Below are 15,006 nucleotides of genomic sequence, written 5' to 3'. Positions count from 1 at the left end.
GTCACCGTCACTTCCCCCGGTACGCGTTGTGGATCGTCATCGACCCCTTGTTGCCCTGCTTGTCGGCGACCGTCGCCCTCAGCGCGATCCCCTTCCCCTTCGCCGGGGTCTTCACCGTCACGCGGCCGTCCTTCACCGCGGCCTTGCGCCAGCTCTTCCCACCGTCGTACGACACCGACACGTTCAGCGACTTGAGGTTCTTCCCCGCCGCCGGGCCCTGCACCGTGACCGGGTACGTCTGGACGCGGCCCGCCGGGGCCGTGGAGTCCAGGCCGACCGCCGGGGCGAACCGGACGACCGACAGCGGCAGCCGGGACTCCTTGGACGTGCGCTGCGAGCGGAACGTCCATGACGCGTCCACCCTCGTCGCCACCCGGCTGACGCTCGCGTCCCGGGTGACCGATGTCGCCAGGGTGTAGGCCGCCCTCTGCTGCGGCAGTGCGGTGAACAGCTCGCCCGCGTCCGTCGGCCGGTCGGCCCGGCCGACCAGGCTCGTACCCCGGTGGAGCGTGGTCCGTGCCGTGGCATACGACGAGTCGGCGGTGTTTCCCCGGCCGTCGGCGAACAGCGGCAGCCGCGCCTGGAGTGCGTCGCCCTCGCGGAACACGCCCCACTCCTTGCCGACCATCGGGCCGTGGACGGCGGTGTTGAGGTCGACGCGGTACTTCTTCCCGGCGCGGAACTTCTCCGGCGTGGCCGACCAGTGCATCGACTCGGGGCTGTCCCCGTCGTCGGGTGTCTTGAGCTGGTGGTTCTCCAGGGTCCACCGGACGCCCTGCGCGGTGGTCAGGTAGCTGGTGCGGCGGGTCTGCGCGGGCTGGGTTACCACCGTGCCGCCGCCCAGGCCGGGGGAGAACTCGCCGTAGGCGTAGTACTGGCTGAACTTGCCGGGGACGGAGGCGCCGAGGCCGACGTCCACGCGGGCGAAGTCGGAGTTCCGGTAGTGCTTGGTGAGGCCGGCCGGGAAGCGGGTGCCGCTGCCCTGGAGGGCGGTGTTGTAGTCGGTGCCGGGCTTCTCCCAGACGCCGATGACGTGGTGGGTCACGGTGCCGCCGCTCAGGGCCGGGCCGGCGTGTGCGGTCCGTACCTTGTTGAGGGGGAAGAAGATGGACTGCCACGCGTACGCCGTCCCGCCCTGGCGCACCGTGTAGCCCATGGTCGAGACTGCCTCACCGGCCTTGCGGTCGGGCACGGTGACCCGGACCGGTTTGGTGGTGCGGGCGTCGAGGACGACGGTGGTGTCGCCCGTCAGCTCCAGCAGGGGCCGGACGATCAGATCGGTGCCGTCGGTCGCGGGGTCGTGCGACTGGCCGGTGACGGCGTAGTGCCCCTTGGGGAGCCGTACGGTCCGCTCCCCGGTGGTGGGGTCGACCGTCAGAACCCTGTCGGGTGATTCCCCGCCGGGGAATCCGATCGCGGCGGCGGCGTTCGGGTCGGGCTTGCCGTCGCGGCCGATGGCCCGGATGGTCAGCTCGTACGACTCGGGTTCGCGGTTCACGGTGGTGGCGGTGCGCACCACCGTCCGGCCGTCGTCGCCCTGGGCCACGACAATGGCCTGATATCGGCCGTCCGTGCTCCCGGCCCGGACGTCCGCCGTCACGTCGAGGGACGCGGTCCCGCCTGCCGGGACGGTCAGCCGGGATGCTCCGAGGCTGAAGAGACCGGTGGGGGCGGGCTTGCCGTCCGGGCCGGTCGCGGAGGCGAGTGCCAGGTCAAGGGTGAGGTCCACCGTACCCGTGTTGCGGTACGTGATCCGCTCGGTGACGAGGTCGGCGTCGTTGTGGGGCCACCGGGGGCTGCCCAGGGAGACCGAGGCGGGCTCGGCGACGACGTTCTGGGCGGTGGCCCGGTCGATGTCGATGCGGCCGGTGCCCTGGTCGAAGACGCTGTACGGGCCGGGTGCTGCGGACCCGGTGAGGGCCGCTTTGATCCGGGCCCCGGTCCAGTCGGGGTGGCGCTGCTTGAGGATCGCCGCCGCGCCCGCCGCGTGCGGGGTGGCCATGGAGGTGCCGCTCATGTCCGTGTAGCCGCCGGTACCGGCGGCGGCCGCGGTGACGGCCACTCCGGGGGCGGTGACGTCCGGCTTGATGTTGCCGCCTTCGCCGCGGGGGCCGCGGCTGGAGAAGCCGGCGATGACGTTGTCGTTGTCCACCGCTCCGACGGTGAGTGCCTCGGCGGCCGTTCCGGGGGATCCGATGGTGGACGGGCCCGGTCCGTTGTTGCCGGCGGCGATCGCGAAGAGGACGCCCTTCTCTGTCGTGTACTTGTTGACCAGGGCCTCCATGGGGTCGATGCCCGGGGAGTCCGCACTGCCGAAGCTCAGGCTCACGACATCGGCGCCCTGGGCGACGGCCCAGTCGATGGCTTCCATGATCTTGGAGAAGCTGCTGGAGCCCTGGGCGTCGAGGACCTTGCCGTTGAGGAGCGTCGCGCCGGGTGCGACTCCCTTGTGGGTGCCGCCGGACGCGGCGCCCGTGCCGGCGGCCGTCGACGCGATATGGGTGCCGTGGCCGTTGCGGTCACCGGCGTCGGCGTCGCCGGTGAAGTTCCGCTCGGCGACGACCCGGCCCGCGAGGTCGGGATGGCGCTTGTCGATGCCGGTGTCGATGACCGCGATCTTCACCCCGGTACCGTCGTACGAACGCGACCAGGCCTTCGGGGCCCCGATCTGGCGGGTGGTGCGGTCCAGGGTGGCCTTCACGACGGCGTCGAGCCAGACCTTCTCGATCCCGGCGGTGGTGGTGAGCGCGCCGCCGCGGGTGGTCCGGGTGAGCGCGTCCCACAACTCCGCCGCCCCGGTGGGGGTTGCGGCGGCGACGGCCTCGGCGCCGACGGCGGGCAGGGCCCGGTGGGACGCCGACGCCCGTACCGTCTTCTTCGCGGCGCCCGCCGACGGGCCCTTGTAGGTGACGATGGCCTTCACCCCGTCGCCGTGGAGCCGACGCCCCTCGGGGCTCGCCAGCTCGGTGACGTCGAACAGCCGCCGGTCGAGCTTCCCGGCCGCGATCAGCCGCTGCGCGTCGTACGGGACGACGTAGGTGCGTCCCTGGGCGCGTTCGGTCCGCACGGGTATCCCCTCGCGGCCCTCGCCGGGCCGGACCTGCATGATCCGGCCCCCGGCGCCGACGACCACCCGGTCCCCGGTGATCAGCGTCACCGTCGTTCCGGCCTGGGTGCCCTGACGGGCCTTTTCGCCGCCCGGCTGTGCCGACGCCGCGCCCGCTCCGGCGGTCAGCGCCGTCCCCAGCGTGACGGCGAGGGCCACCCTCAGCAATCTCTTCGTACGTCCGCGCACACGTCCTCCTGCGTCATCCCCCGGGCCCGGATGGGTTCCGCGCCTTCCGGTTCCGGTGAGCGGCGGCGGAGGCGGTGGGTTCACCGAGCGCGATCGGGTTGGCCGTGATTCGGACGATCTCCATCACCGCCCGACGCAGCCACTACCGAAGAAGAACCAGCCCGGGCAGCGATCTCCCACGGGAGTACCAACGGGGCTTCGGCGCCCGTCAGTCGAAGAGCGCGACGATGCCGATCACCCAGACCGCGAGAAACGCCAGGACCCCCACCAGGCAGCCGGCCCCCATCAGGATCGAGACGATCGTGCTGCCCAGGCTCTCGGTCGTGACCTCCTCGACCTCCTCGGGGTCGTACTCCGGTACCCAGTCCCAGTGGACGGTCCGCCCCAGGGCTTCGGAAGTCGCCGCCCGGACCGCCGCCAACTGCTCCCGGGCGAACTCCGATGCGGCCGCCGACTCCTCGCCCCGCCAGCCGAGCGCACGCATGCGCCGCAGCGGGGTGTCGTACCGCTCCTCGAAGGCGGCGGTCTCGTCGGCGTCCCGGTCCTCCGCGAGATACGTCCAGCGGCCCGCCTCGGCGGGCTCCCCGTACAGCCGGTAGACCTCCGCCAGCCGGCTGCGGAGCGTCAGGTCGGCCGGGAAGGACGACACCAGTCCGCGCAGCCGCTGGCGCGCGACGGGGATCCGGCCCGCGGCCAGGTCGGCGTCGACACGGGCAAGGGTGGCTTCGAGGGGCATGGACGAATGATCGGGCAGCGGGGCGGCCGCCGTCGAATCGTTTCCGCGGGGCGGGGAGTGCCGTGCGGCCGGTACGCCGCCGGGCCCCGCGCGACAGATGTCGTACGGGGCCCGGCGGGACTTTCCGGATACGGCCTAGAGGTCGGCGCCCCGGGCGAGAGCCACCAGGCCGGACCAGGCGGCCGTGGAGACTATGAGGGCGGGGCCGCCGGGGTTCTTGCTGTCCCGGACGGGGATCCTGCCGGAGGGGGCGAAGGCGGGGGCCCACTCGACGCAGTTGGCGCCGCCGTTGCCGCTGTAGCTGGATTTGACCCATTGACCGGTCCGGTTGGTGATGCTGCTGTTCACGCGGCCCTCCGGGCTCTGATCGGTTCGGGCGGACTGGCGGTTACTCCGGGCAGTGCCTGAAATGAGGCAGGGTCACCGAGGTCCGGTGCTTCGGGCGAGAGCCACCAGGCCGGACCAGGCGTCGGGGGACAGCAGGAGGACCGGCCCGTCGCTCAGCTTGCTGTCGCGGACGGGAACCACTCCGTGAACCGACGCGTACTCCGGGACCCACTGGACACATTCGCCACCGTTGCTCTGGCTGTAGCTCGAACTCGTCCAATTCTGGCTGGCTATGTCGCCAAGGTTCATGAGTAACAGTCCTTTGAAATGGAGTCGATCAGCTCTGCCGACTCGTCAAGCGGTGCAGCCATGGCCTTGAGCAGATCATAGGCATCCTGCGCAGCCGTGACGTCTTCCTGTTCCGCAAGCAGATAGCCGCGGGGAAAGCCGTCGACATGGACGACGTCCGCTCCCTCCCGGAAGGACAGCAAGCCGAACGGGCTTGCCGCCAGATTGTTCCCACGGCGGGTGGGGACGATCTGGACCCGGTGGACGGGCGTCTCCGCGAGTCGCCGCAGATGTGCCAGCTGGGACCGCATCACGGAGGCTTCGCCCACCGGGTTCCTGAGCGCGGCCTCGTTGAGCACGATCCACAGCCGGGTCGGCCGGTCCCTGGTCAGAATGCGCTGGCGTTCGATGCGGGCAGTCACCAGATCGTCCAGATTGTCCGGACGGGCGGCCCGAAAGATCTCGCGCGCGTACTCCGGAGTCTGTACCAGCCCCGGCACCAGGAGTGGGTGGAACATGCGTACGGCCGTGGCCGTCCATTCCAGCTCGACGTACTTTCGGAACCAGGGAGGAAAGGCGTACCGGAGCGCGAGCGGCCAGAGACGTACGAACCGGCCACGCGCATGGGGAAAGATCTGATCGCACGTTTCCGCGAAGGACAGTTGAGGAACCCGGTCTCCGGTCTCAATCTTGGCCACGAGTGAGGGGCTGCACGCTGCCTCTTTGCCCAGCCGGGCCCGTGACATGCCCAGCAGTTCCCGCTCGATTCTGACCTCGCTGCCGAAGTGTTCGAGTGGCGAGGCGCTGGAATCGGCCCGGTCTCCACTCTCGGACTCGACAGTCATATAAACCTCCCCCTTCCCCTTGGACAGTTGCGGCTGTCCAACGTTCCGGCCTGTTGAGCGTACGCCGGTGGCACCACTCTGGGTTCTGTTCCCGTTGCATTCGCATCAGAAGGATGACCGGCATGACACAGGCGTCGGCCTCTCGACAGCACAACGAAACAGACCCGCCCACGGGCACGACCGGGGATGACAAGGGCGAGGGGCTCAGTGAGTGGGAGCCGCGGATCGGAGTGGCGGTACGCGACACCGCGACCCGGCGGATCGGGCGGGTGATGGACCGCGTCGGTGGGCTCTACCAGTTGCGTCCCCTCAAAGGCGGTCTCGAATGGGATGCCCACCGGGACACACTCCATCCCGTGACCGCATCCGACCTCCTGGGTGCGGAGGTTGCCGTGGTCAATGCCCGCAGTAGCGGCGCGCCCTGGGGAACACTCCAATGACCCGCGAAGGCCTCACCCACGCCGCGCCGCCCCCGTCCGGCGGCCCCTGCGTCGTCTGCGGCCGGATCTCCGCCGCCGCCGTGGAGGTCGGCTATCTGGAGCGCGGCAGCGGGCCCGGGCTGGTGCAGTACGCATGTCCCGAGCATGCGATGGCTTTTTCTCCCGGGCCGGTGCCGGGTGAACTGGGGTCCGACGAATGAATGATGGCGCGCGGAAAACCGATCGGGAGGGTGGGGCTCGACTCGTGGAATCGACTGCCACCGCGTTGAACGCGGACCTGGTCGAAGAACTGGAGCGCAGCGGCAGGATCGTCAGCCCGCAGGTGGCCGCCGCATTCAGGGCCGTACGGCGAGATCTCTTCGTCCCGGGGATACCACTCGACGACGCCTATCGCGACGACACGGTGTTCACCAAGCGTGATGCGGACGGGAGTCCGCTCAGCTCGGTGTCCGCCCCCTGGCTGGTGGCCACCATGCTGGAACGGCTCGGCGTCCGGCAGGGGGACCGTGTCCTGGAGATCGGCTCAGGTGGTTACAACGCGGCTTTGCTGCATCATCTCGTTGGCCCGCACGGATCGGTGACCAGCCAGGACATCGACTCCGAGGTTATCGAGCGGGCCGCCCGCTGCCTCGCGAAAGCAGGAGTCGAAGGCGTCCGGCTGGTCACGGGTGACGGCACCCTGGGGGTACCCGGCGGCGGACCGTACGACCGGCTCGTCGTGACCGTTCAGGCCACGTCGATCGCCCCGGCCTGGCTGGACCAGCTCACGGACGACGGGCGCCTGGTGGTGCCCCTCCGGATCCGGGGACTCGGCCGGCTGCTGACCTTCGTCCGCGAGGAGGACCACTGGTCCGGCGACGGCTGGGACCTGTGCGGTTTCGTCCGGATGCGAGGGCCTGCCGCGCGGAATCCCCTGATGACGACGCGGCTGGGCGACGGCATCAGGCTTCGCTGGGACGGCGGCCCCGAACCGGACGCCGATGCCCTGTCCACTGCTCTGGCGGGGAAGCGCCGCGAGGTGTGGACCGGGGTGACCGTGGGCGTTGCCGAAGGAACCCGGCCGGTCGTCGACCTGTGGCTGGCCACCGTGCTCGACGTGTTCGGCCGGTTGCACACGGGCGGCACGCCTCCGGCAGGAGAAGCGGCGGTCCAGGCGCTCCCGGGCGGCAGCCCGGCGACCTGGACCCGCGACGGGCTCGCCTATCTGGTGATGCGCCCCGCCGACACCGGAGGCTCCCGGTTCGAGTACGGAGTCGCCTGGCACGGCCACGACGGCGCCTTCGCCGAGGACTTCGCGCACCGGCTGGGCATCTGGGACCGGGACCATCGCGACGGCCCCGGGCCGGTGCTGCGGGTCCAGCCGAAGGGGTCCGGGGAGCTGCGGGCCGGGGTTGAACGCGTACTGGACCGTCAGGAGCCCACTTCGGTCATCACATGGCCGTGAACGTCGGCTCGCGGACCGGCCTCCCGGTACCCCTTGGAGGCGCTACGCCTTTGCCTTCGCCTTCTGCCGGGACCAGAACAGCTTCTGCGCCAGCAGCGTCAGGGTGCCCGCCACCGCGATGCCCAGGAGGTTGAGCAGCAACTGCTCGGTGGAGCCCCATGCCTGGCGGTATTCGCTGTACGAGAAGGCGACCGCGGCGTTCGCCGCCGCCGGGATCGTGGTGACCGAGATCGCGACGCCGATCAGGGCGCCCGATTTGGCGGAGGTGAGGGAGAGGGTGCCCGCGACGCCCGCGAGGATGGCGACGACGAAGGAGAAGGCGTCGGGCTGGTAGATGAAATTGGTGTTGGGGCGGGGCGCTTCGAGGGCGGCGGCGGAGAAGAGGTCGAGTCCGGTCATCAGCTGGCTGAAGCCGACCGTCACCGACATCGCGGTGGCGAAGCCGATGAGCAGGGCCAGCGCGGAGCGGGCCGCCAGTTTGGGGGCGCGCTGGACCAGGGCGGTGGAGATGCCCGCCAGCGGGCCGAACTCCGGTCCGACGGCCATCGCGCCCACGATCAGGATCGCGTTGTCGAGGACCACGCCGCAGGCCGCGATCATCGTGGCGACCGACATGAAGGCGAGATACGTGGCGGAGAGCGTCGACTCCTCGTGGGTCGCGTCCGTCAGGTGCTCCCACAGCACCGCGTCCGCACCTTCGCCCGGTGCCTCCTTCTCCGCCCGGTCGGCGCGGCGGGAGAGGGAGAGGTGGATGTCCTCGACCGCGATCGACCCGACCTCGTCGATGCCGAGCACCCGCAGCTCCGCGATCAGTTCGTCGCACGACTCGCGGGCCACGTCGCAGAGGACCAGATCGCCCTCGGGGTCGCGGGCGGCGCCGGGCAGTACGGCCAGGTGGGCCGTACCGACGGTGTTCTCGACCAGGCGGACCACCGCCGTCGTACGGTCGGCGGGGACGATCAGACGCAGGTGCAGCACGCCGGCGTACTCCTAGGGTGTCGCGGGGTGGTGTGACGGCCGGGGCCGGGTGCCGTCAGAGCTTGCGCAGGGAGAGCCGCTGGACCTTGTGGTCGGGGCCCTTGCGCAGGATCAGGGTGGCACGGCCGCGGGTCGGGGCCACGTTCTCCAGCAGGTTGGGCTTGTTGATGGTGCGCCAGGTGGTGCGGCCGTACTCCATCGCCTCCTCCTCCGACACCTGCGTGTACTTGCGGAAGTACGAGGAGGGGTCCCGGAAGGCGGTCTCCCGCAGCCTGCGGAAGCGGTGGAGGTACCACTTCTCGATGTCCTCGGGGCGGGCGTCGACATAGACCGAGAAGTCGAAGTAGTCCGCGAGGCCGACCCGGGTCCGGCCGTCCTTGCCGGGCAGCGCGGGCTGGAGGACGTTCAGGCCCTCCACGATCAGGATGTCGGGGCGCCGGACCACCAGCCGCTCGCCGGGCACGATGTCGTAGATGAGATGCGAGTAGACCGGGGCGGTGACCTCCTCCTTCCCCGCTTTGATATCGGCGACGAACCGGGTCAGCGCCCGCCGGTCGTACGACTCGGGGAAGCCCTTGCGCGCGGCCAGGCCCCGGGCCTCCAGCTCCTTCATGGGCAGCAGGAAGCCGTCCGTGGTCACCAGCTCCACCCGCGGATGCTCCGGCCAGCGCGCCAGCAGTGCCTGGAGCAGCCGGGAGACCGTCGACTTGCCGACCGCGACGGAGCCCGCGATCCCTATCACGAACGGCGTACCGCGCTGGGCGGCCTGTCCGCCCGCCGCGTCGCCGAGGAAGGTGTTCAGCGCGCCGCGCAGCTCCCCGGTGGCCTTCACATAGAGGTTCAGCAGCCGGGAGAGCGGCAGATAGACGTCCCGCACCTCGTCGAGGTCGATCACGTCCCCGAGGCCGCGCAGCTTCTCGACCTCCTCGGCGCTGAGCGGCAGCGGGGTCTTGTCCCGCAGCGCGCTCCATTCGGCCCGGGTCAGGTCGACGTACGGGGTCGAGGCGTCGGGGGCGGCCTTGCGGTGGGTGTTCCGTGGCGGCGTCGTGATCACAGGCCCCATTGTCGGTGCCGGGGCCCGGAAGCGGGCCGTGGGGTGGGTCACGCGCGTGGCGCCCCCGGGAGGAGGGCGGGGCGCCCGCCGGGAGGGGCCGGGGCCGGGGCCGGGGCGCCCACCGGGAGGGAGCCCGGCTCCCGCGGGAGGCGCCCGCGCGGGGCCGCCCGGGTGGACCGGTGACGGGGCGGCGGGTGGTGCCCCGGGCCGGGCGGGGAAAAGTCGTATGGTGCGGCTTATGTGTGGAATCGTGGGGTACGTCGGGGGGCAGTCGGCGCTGGAAGTGATCGTCGCCGGGCTCCGGCGACTGGAGTACCGGGGATACGACTCCGCCGGGGTCGCCGTCCTCGCCGACGGCGGGCTCGCCGCGGCCAGAAGGGCCGGGAAGCTGGTCAATCTGGAGAAGGAGCTGGCGGACCGGCCGCTGCCCGCCGGATCCACCGGTATCGGGCACACCCGCTGGGCCACCCACGGCGGCCCCACCGACGCCAACGCCCATCCGCATCTGGACAACGGGGGCCGGGTCGCCGTCGTCCACAACGGCATCATCGAGAACTTCGCGGCGCTCCGGGCCGAGCTGGCCGGCCGCGGCCACCATCTCGGCTCCGAGACGGACACCGAGGTCGTCGCCCATCTGCTCGCCGAGTCCTACTCGTCCTGCGGCGACCTCGCCGAAGCCATGCGGCTGGTCTGCCGCCGCCTCGAAGGCGCCTTCACCCTGGTCGCGGTGCACGCCGACGCCCCGGGCACGGTCGTCGGCGCCCGCCGGAACTCGCCCCTGGTGGTCGGGGTCGGCGCGGGCGAGACCTTCCTCGCCTCCGATGTCTCCGCTTTTATCGAGCACACCCGCTCCGCCGTCGAACTGGGCCAGGACCAGGTCGTCGAGGTCCGCCGGGACGGCATCACCGTCACCGACTTCCACGGGGTCCCCGCCGAGGTCCGCCCGTACCACGTCGGCTGGGACGCCTCGGCGGCCGAGAAGGGCGGGCACGCCTCCTTCATGCTCAAGGAGATCGCGGAACAGCCGCGCGCCGTCGCCGACACCCTGCTGGGGCGGATCGGCGAGGACGGCACGCTGACCCTGGACGAGGTCCGGATCCCGGTGCCCGAGCTGCGGGCGGTGGAGAAGGTCGTGGTGGTGGCCTGCGGTACGGCCTTCCATGCCGGTCTGATCGCGAAGTACGCCATCGAACACTGGACCAGGGTGCCCTGCGAGGTGGAGCTGGCCAGCGAGTTCCGCTACCGGGACCCCATCCTCGACCGGCGGTCGCTGGTCGTCGCGATCTCCCAGTCCGGCGAGACGATGGACACCCTGATGGCGGTCCGGCACGCCCGCGAGCAGGGCGCGAAGGTCCTCGCGATCTGCAACACGAACGGATCCACCATTCCCCGCGAGTCGGACGCCGTGCTCTACACCCACGCGGGCCCCGAGGTCGCCGTCGCCTCCACCAAGGCGTTCCTCACCCAGCTCGTCGCCTGCTATCTGGTGGCCCTGTACCTGGGGCAGGCCCGCGGCACCACCTGGGGCGACGAGGTCCGGGCGGTCATCCGCGACCTCGCCCGGATCCCGGCCGACCTCGAACGCCTGCTGGCCACCGTGGAACCGGTGCGCGCCCTGGCCCGCTCCCTGGCCGGCCAGGACACGGTCCTCTTCCTGGGGCGGCACGTCGGCTACCCGGTGGCGCTGGAGGGCGCGCTGAAGCTGAAGGAACTGGCCTATATGCATGCGGAGGGGTTCGCGGCCGGGGAGCTGAAGCACGGGCCGATCGCCTTGGTGGAGGCCGGTCTTCCGGTGGTTGTGGTGGTGCCGTCGCCCCGGGGGAGGTCCGTCCTCCATGGCAAGATCGTCTCGAATATCCAGGAGATCCGGGCGCGGGGGGCGCGGACCGTGGTGATCGCCGAGGAGGGCGACGAGACGGTGGTCCCGTACGCCGACCATCTGATCCGGATCCCGGCCGTGCCGACGCTGCTCCAGCCGCTGGTCGCTACCGTGCCGCTCCAGGTGTTCGCCTGCGAGCTGGCCACCGCCCGGGGCAACGAGGTGGACCAGCCGCGCAATCTGGCGAAGTCCGTGACGGTGGAGTAGCCGGCAGGCAGTGGAGTGGAGCGGAGGGTGATCGCATGATCATCGGGGTGGGGATCGACGTCGCCGAGATCGACCGGTTCGCGGCGTCGCTGCGGCGTACGCCCGCGATGGCGGGGCGGCTGTTCCTGGAGCGGGAGCTGCTGCTGCCCAGCGGCGAGCGGCGGGGGTACGCCTCCCTTGCGGCCAGGTTCGCCGCCAAGGAGGCCGTGGCGAAGGCGCTCGGCGCGCCGCCGGGCCTGCTCTGGACGGACGCCGAGGTGTGCGTGGAGGACTCGGGCCGCCCCCGGCTGGAGGTCTACGGCACGGTGGCGGCCCGGGCCGAGGCGCTGGGCGTGCGGTCCTGGCATATCTCGCTGAGCCATGACGCGGGGGTCGCGTCGGCGGTGGTGATCGCGGAGGGGTAGGCGGAGGCGGAGGCGGGCCCGTGCCGTGGTGCCGGGTACGGGTGAGCCCCGACCCGTGCGGGCCCGGGGCGGCCGTGCCTGTGTACGCGCCGGGGCGGGGTGCCTCCGGTGAGGAGAGGCGCCCCGCCCCGCCGCGGGATCAGGGAGTCGGCCGCCGTCGCCGGAAGGCGTACAGCGTGGTGACCGTCCCCGCCGCCGCGAGCGCGCCCGCCACCGCGGTGAGGCCGAGGGCGCTGCTGCCGGTGGAGGCGAGGGAACCGCCACCGCCACTCGTGGCGGATCCGCCCGTGGCGTATCCGCCGGTGGAGGATCCGCCCGTGGTCCCGCCGCCCACGGTCCCGCCGCCCACGGTGCCACCGCCCGCGGTGCCGCCGGTACCCGTATCGCCGCTGGTACCGCCCGTACTCGTACCGCCGACCGACTGGGGCGCCGGGCCGCCGGCCGTCGAGCCGGAGGAGCCGGCGGAGCCCGACGATCCGGATGATCCGCCCGGCGGCGGTTTCGGCGGCGCGGTCACCTTCAGCGCCGCCGGAGCCGAACGCAGCGAGCCGACGGGGTTGGAGAAGACCGCCCGGTAGCGGTTGCCGTGGTGCGCCTTCGTCGCCGTGAAGGCGAGCCGGGGGCCCGAGGCGCCCGCGACCGGCAGCCAGGCCGTGCCGTCCGCGCTGACCTCCCACCCGGTGGTGGGGGCCGGGGTACCGGTGGCCGCGGCCGTGAACACGGCCTGCTTGCCCGCCGCGACCGTGACCGCCTTGGGCACGCCGGTCACCGCCGGGGAGACCCGGCGCTGCGTCTGGGTCACCTTGCCCTCGGCGACCGCGAACACGCTCTGCGTCTTCGGGTCGAGGGCCAGCCCGGACGGCCGGTCGCCGACCGTGAAGTCCTCCTTCTCGCGCTTCCCCTTCACATCGACCGCGGCGACGGTCGGCGCGGTGGTCGAGGCCGCGTAGAGGGTGCCCGAACCGGCGTCGTACGCCAGTGCCTTGGGGTTGGCGCCCACCTGGAGCGTGCCGGTGACCCGGTTCGCCCGCAGGTCCACCGAGAAGACCGTGCCCGCCGCGATATTGGCGACATAGCCCGTACGGGTGGTGGGGTCGACGGTCAGGCCCATGCTGCCCAGGGCCGTGGTGCCCAGGCTCAGCGGTGTGCCCACCGCCCTGCCCCTCGTACCGTCGATCGCGCTCAGCACATTGTGGAAGGACATCGGCGAGGTGGACGTGTTGGGGCCGACATAGGTGGTGTAGGCCCCGCGGACCGACGAGTCCACGGCGAGACCGGCGACGGGGAAGGGGTGGGCGATCGGTTTGCCGACCTGCCGCCAGACGTTGGACGACTTCCTTCCGGTGGCGAACACCGTCACCGAGCGCGTGGGCTGCACCGCCGCGTACACCCGGCCCCGGCCGGGGTCGGCGGCCAGCAGGTTGATGTTTCCGGGGAGCTTCGCCTTGTTGTCGGCGAGGGCGCCGGTACGGGTGTCGTAGGTGGCGATCCGGTCGCCGAGGGCGAGGTGCAGGGAGTTCGCCGGGGCGTCCAGCGCCAGTGCCGAAACGGGGTCCGGCAGTTCGACGGGGGTGCCGACGGTGCGGCCGGTGGCCGTCTCGTACGTGATCAGCTGCCGACGGCTGCCGCTGTCGGTCGCCACATAGAGCCGCCCCGCCGCGGGATCGGCGGCCGCGTGGTGCGCGGCGCCCAGGGGTGGGGTCAGGGTGCGTACGGTCTGGTGGCGCACGGTCCCGGCGGGCACCTCGGGCGTCGGCTCGCCGCCGTTGCCCGAGGAGAAGGTGACCGGGACGATCACATCCTGTTCGCGGTCGGAGATATGCGTGTGGTCGGCCCGGGTGACGACGGCACAGCGGACCTGGGAGCAGTCGGCGCTGCTGTCCTTGGCCTTGACCGTCACCTCCAGGGTGAAGCTGCCCTTGCCGTCGGCGCCGACGGTGAACTTCTTGACCAGGCCCTGCCCGTAGGCGGGCGGGTTGTTGGAGATCCAGTGGGTGGATCCGGAGCCGCCGGTGAAGTCGCTGCCGCCGAGACAGGGGCTGGGCTGGTCGGCGGGGGTGGCGGGCACCCGGCAGACGGCCAGGTAGATGCCCTTGGTGACGTCGTATCCGGTGCCGGTGACCGTGACCTTCTGGCCGGCCGGGTTGATGTTCTTCGTCTCGGAAACGGTCAGTTTCTGTCCGGTGGGGCCGGTGGCCTCGCCGGGCGCGGCCGCCGCACGGGCCGTTCCCGGCGCCGCCGCGGCCAGGGCCGCGGCGGCGAGCAGGAGCGGTACGGCGGCGGCCACGGACCGCCTGACGCTCGGTGCGCTGATGGGCATCGCTTAGGAGAACGTCACCGGGACGTAGACGTCGTACTTGCGGTCGTTGCTGTCGAAGTGGTCCGCGCGGGTGACGATCGCGCAGGTGACGCCACCCTGACCGCAGGTCACGGAGGACGAGATCTGGGCCTTGACATGGATGTTCACGGAGAAGCTGCCGCGGTTGTTGACGACGTTGTAGGCGGAGGAGTTGTTCGGGGACATCCACCACCAGTCGGAGTTCACCCAGTGCGAGGCGCCCGTGGTGCCGGCCTGGTCCTGCCCGCCGAGACACGGCGTCGGCTTGGCGCTCCAGGTCGACTGGTCGTTCACATTGACGCCCGCGGGCACGGCGCAGAGGCCGACGTACACGCCCTGCGAGGTGTTGTAGCCGCTGCCGCTGACGGTGACGTTCTGCCCGGCCGCCGCGGCGGTGCTCGGGGCGGTGAGGGAGAGGGTGTACGGGGTGTTGTTGTCGGTGATGGACCTGTTCACGGTCGCCGCGGACGCGGAGGAGGCCAGGCCGAGGGTCAGCGCGGTGGCACCGAGCATCGCGACGGCGGCGCGGGCGGCCGTACGGGGGGAGAGGAGCGCGGCCTTGCGGGCGGCAGAGGGCATGGCTGGGGGACACCTTTCGCGGAATGGGGCGAGGAGTGGATGCAGGGAGCAACAGCCACTTAGGTAAGGCAAACCTAAGTTGAGCCTGAGATGGCGTCAACCCTCTGACGTGCGGGGGAGTGCTGCGACAAGTGGGCCGGGGCGGAGTGGTGTTGGCTCGGCGGGCGGTTCGGCGGTGGGACTGCGCACGGC

The 15,006-nt window shown here is 71.6% G+C and carries 14 protein-coding genes; 5 read left to right on the top strand and 9 right to left on the bottom strand.

Annotated elements, in window-relative coordinates:
- Positions 1–7: 7 nt before the first annotated feature.
- The 5 genes from ACWDR0_RS08525 to ACWDR0_RS08505 all read right to left on the bottom strand — a co-directional run bounded on the left by ACWDR0_RS08525 (position 8) and on the right by ACWDR0_RS08505 (position 5,491).
- Positions 8–3,295 carry a S8 family peptidase gene (locus ACWDR0_RS08525; protein ID WP_456350899.1) on the bottom strand — a complete coding sequence of 1,096 codons (3,288 nt, stop codon included), beginning with the start codon at positions 3,293–3,295 and terminating at the stop codon, positions 8–10.
- Positions 3,296–3,503: 208 nt separating this feature from the next.
- Positions 3,504–4,031 (bottom strand): DUF6584 family protein, encoded by a 528-nt coding sequence (locus tag ACWDR0_RS08520; protein WP_456350898.1) that lies wholly within the window; start codon positions 4,029–4,031, stop codon positions 3,504–3,506.
- Positions 4,032–4,166: 135 nt separating this feature from the next.
- The gene (locus ACWDR0_RS08515) at positions 4,167–4,379 is read right to left on the bottom strand and encodes a DUF397 domain-containing protein (protein WP_456350897.1); all 213 of its coding nucleotides are present in this window, start codon (positions 4,377–4,379) and stop codon (positions 4,167–4,169) included.
- A 72-nt stretch (positions 4,380–4,451) separates the two neighbouring features.
- Entirely contained in the window at positions 4,452–4,667 is a 216-nt protein-coding gene (locus ACWDR0_RS08510) for a DUF397 domain-containing protein (RefSeq protein WP_456350896.1), read from the bottom strand.
- Positions 4,664–5,491, bottom strand: a complete 828-nt coding sequence (locus tag ACWDR0_RS08505; protein WP_456350895.1) for a helix-turn-helix domain-containing protein — start codon at positions 5,489–5,491, stop codon at positions 4,664–4,666. Before ACWDR0_RS08505 ends, ACWDR0_RS08510 begins: the two co-directional genes overlap by 4 nt.
- Positions 5,492–5,613: 122 nt before the next feature.
- Here ACWDR0_RS08505 and ACWDR0_RS08500 point away from each other — a divergent pair, with 122 nt between their 5' ends.
- The 3 genes from ACWDR0_RS08500 to fxlM are packed head-to-tail and all read left to right on the top strand — an operon-like array spanning position 5,614 to position 7,375.
- Complete coding sequence (locus ACWDR0_RS08500) at positions 5,614–5,931, top strand: hypothetical protein (protein ID WP_456350894.1); 318 nt, start codon at positions 5,614–5,616, stop codon at positions 5,929–5,931.
- Positions 5,928–6,131 (top strand): hypothetical protein, encoded by a 204-nt coding sequence (locus ACWDR0_RS08495; protein WP_456350893.1) that lies wholly within the window; start codon positions 5,928–5,930, stop codon positions 6,129–6,131. The genes ACWDR0_RS08500 and ACWDR0_RS08495 overlap by 4 nt, the downstream gene beginning before the upstream one ends.
- Before the next feature lie 44 nt (positions 6,132–6,175).
- Complete coding sequence (gene fxlM / locus ACWDR0_RS08490; protein WP_456350892.1) at positions 6,176–7,375, top strand: methyltransferase, FxLD system; 1,200 nt, start codon at positions 6,176–6,178, stop codon at positions 7,373–7,375.
- Positions 7,376–7,417: 42 nt separating this feature from the next.
- On the opposite strand, the gene ACWDR0_RS08485 is transcribed toward fxlM, so the two are convergent.
- Together ACWDR0_RS08485 and coaA are read right to left on the bottom strand one after the other, a co-directional pair.
- Complete coding sequence (locus ACWDR0_RS08485; RefSeq protein ID WP_456350891.1) at positions 7,418–8,353, bottom strand: DUF389 domain-containing protein; 936 nt, start codon at positions 8,351–8,353, stop codon at positions 7,418–7,420.
- 55 nt (positions 8,354–8,408) lie between these two features.
- A complete protein-coding gene (coaA, locus tag ACWDR0_RS08480; RefSeq protein ID WP_456350890.1) occupies positions 8,409–9,416 on the bottom strand; it encodes a type I pantothenate kinase in 1,008 nt (335 codons plus the stop codon).
- Positions 9,417–9,645: 229 nt separating this feature from the next.
- Between coaA and glmS the strand changes: the two genes are divergently transcribed.
- Both glmS and ACWDR0_RS08470 read left to right on the top strand, forming a co-directional pair.
- On the top strand, positions 9,646–11,493 hold the full coding sequence (gene glmS, locus ACWDR0_RS08475; protein ID WP_456350889.1) for a glutamine--fructose-6-phosphate transaminase (isomerizing): 1,848 nt from the start codon (positions 9,646–9,648) through the stop codon (positions 11,491–11,493).
- Positions 11,494–11,528: 35 nt separating this feature from the next.
- Positions 11,529–11,897, top strand: coding sequence for a holo-ACP synthase (locus ACWDR0_RS08470; RefSeq protein WP_456350888.1), 369 nt, complete (start codon positions 11,529–11,531; stop codon positions 11,895–11,897).
- A 139-nt stretch (positions 11,898–12,036) separates the two neighbouring features.
- On the opposite strand, the gene ACWDR0_RS08465 is transcribed toward ACWDR0_RS08470, so the two are convergent.
- Positions 12,037–14,217: an endoglucanase gene (locus tag ACWDR0_RS08465; protein ID WP_456350887.1), complete on the bottom strand. Its 2,181-nt coding sequence runs from the start codon at positions 14,215–14,217 to the stop codon at positions 12,037–12,039.
- A 3-nt stretch (positions 14,218–14,220) separates the two neighbouring features.
- The gene (locus ACWDR0_RS08460; protein ID WP_456350886.1) at positions 14,221–14,814 is read right to left on the bottom strand and encodes a hypothetical protein; all 594 of its coding nucleotides are present in this window, start codon (positions 14,812–14,814) and stop codon (positions 14,221–14,223) included.
- Between the last annotated feature and the right edge of the window lie 192 nt (positions 14,815–15,006).

Source organism: Streptomyces sp. NPDC003691, assembly GCF_053981115.1.
The sequence above is the reverse complement of the archived record's forward strand: the minus strand, read 5'-3'. Positions and strand labels throughout refer to the sequence as shown.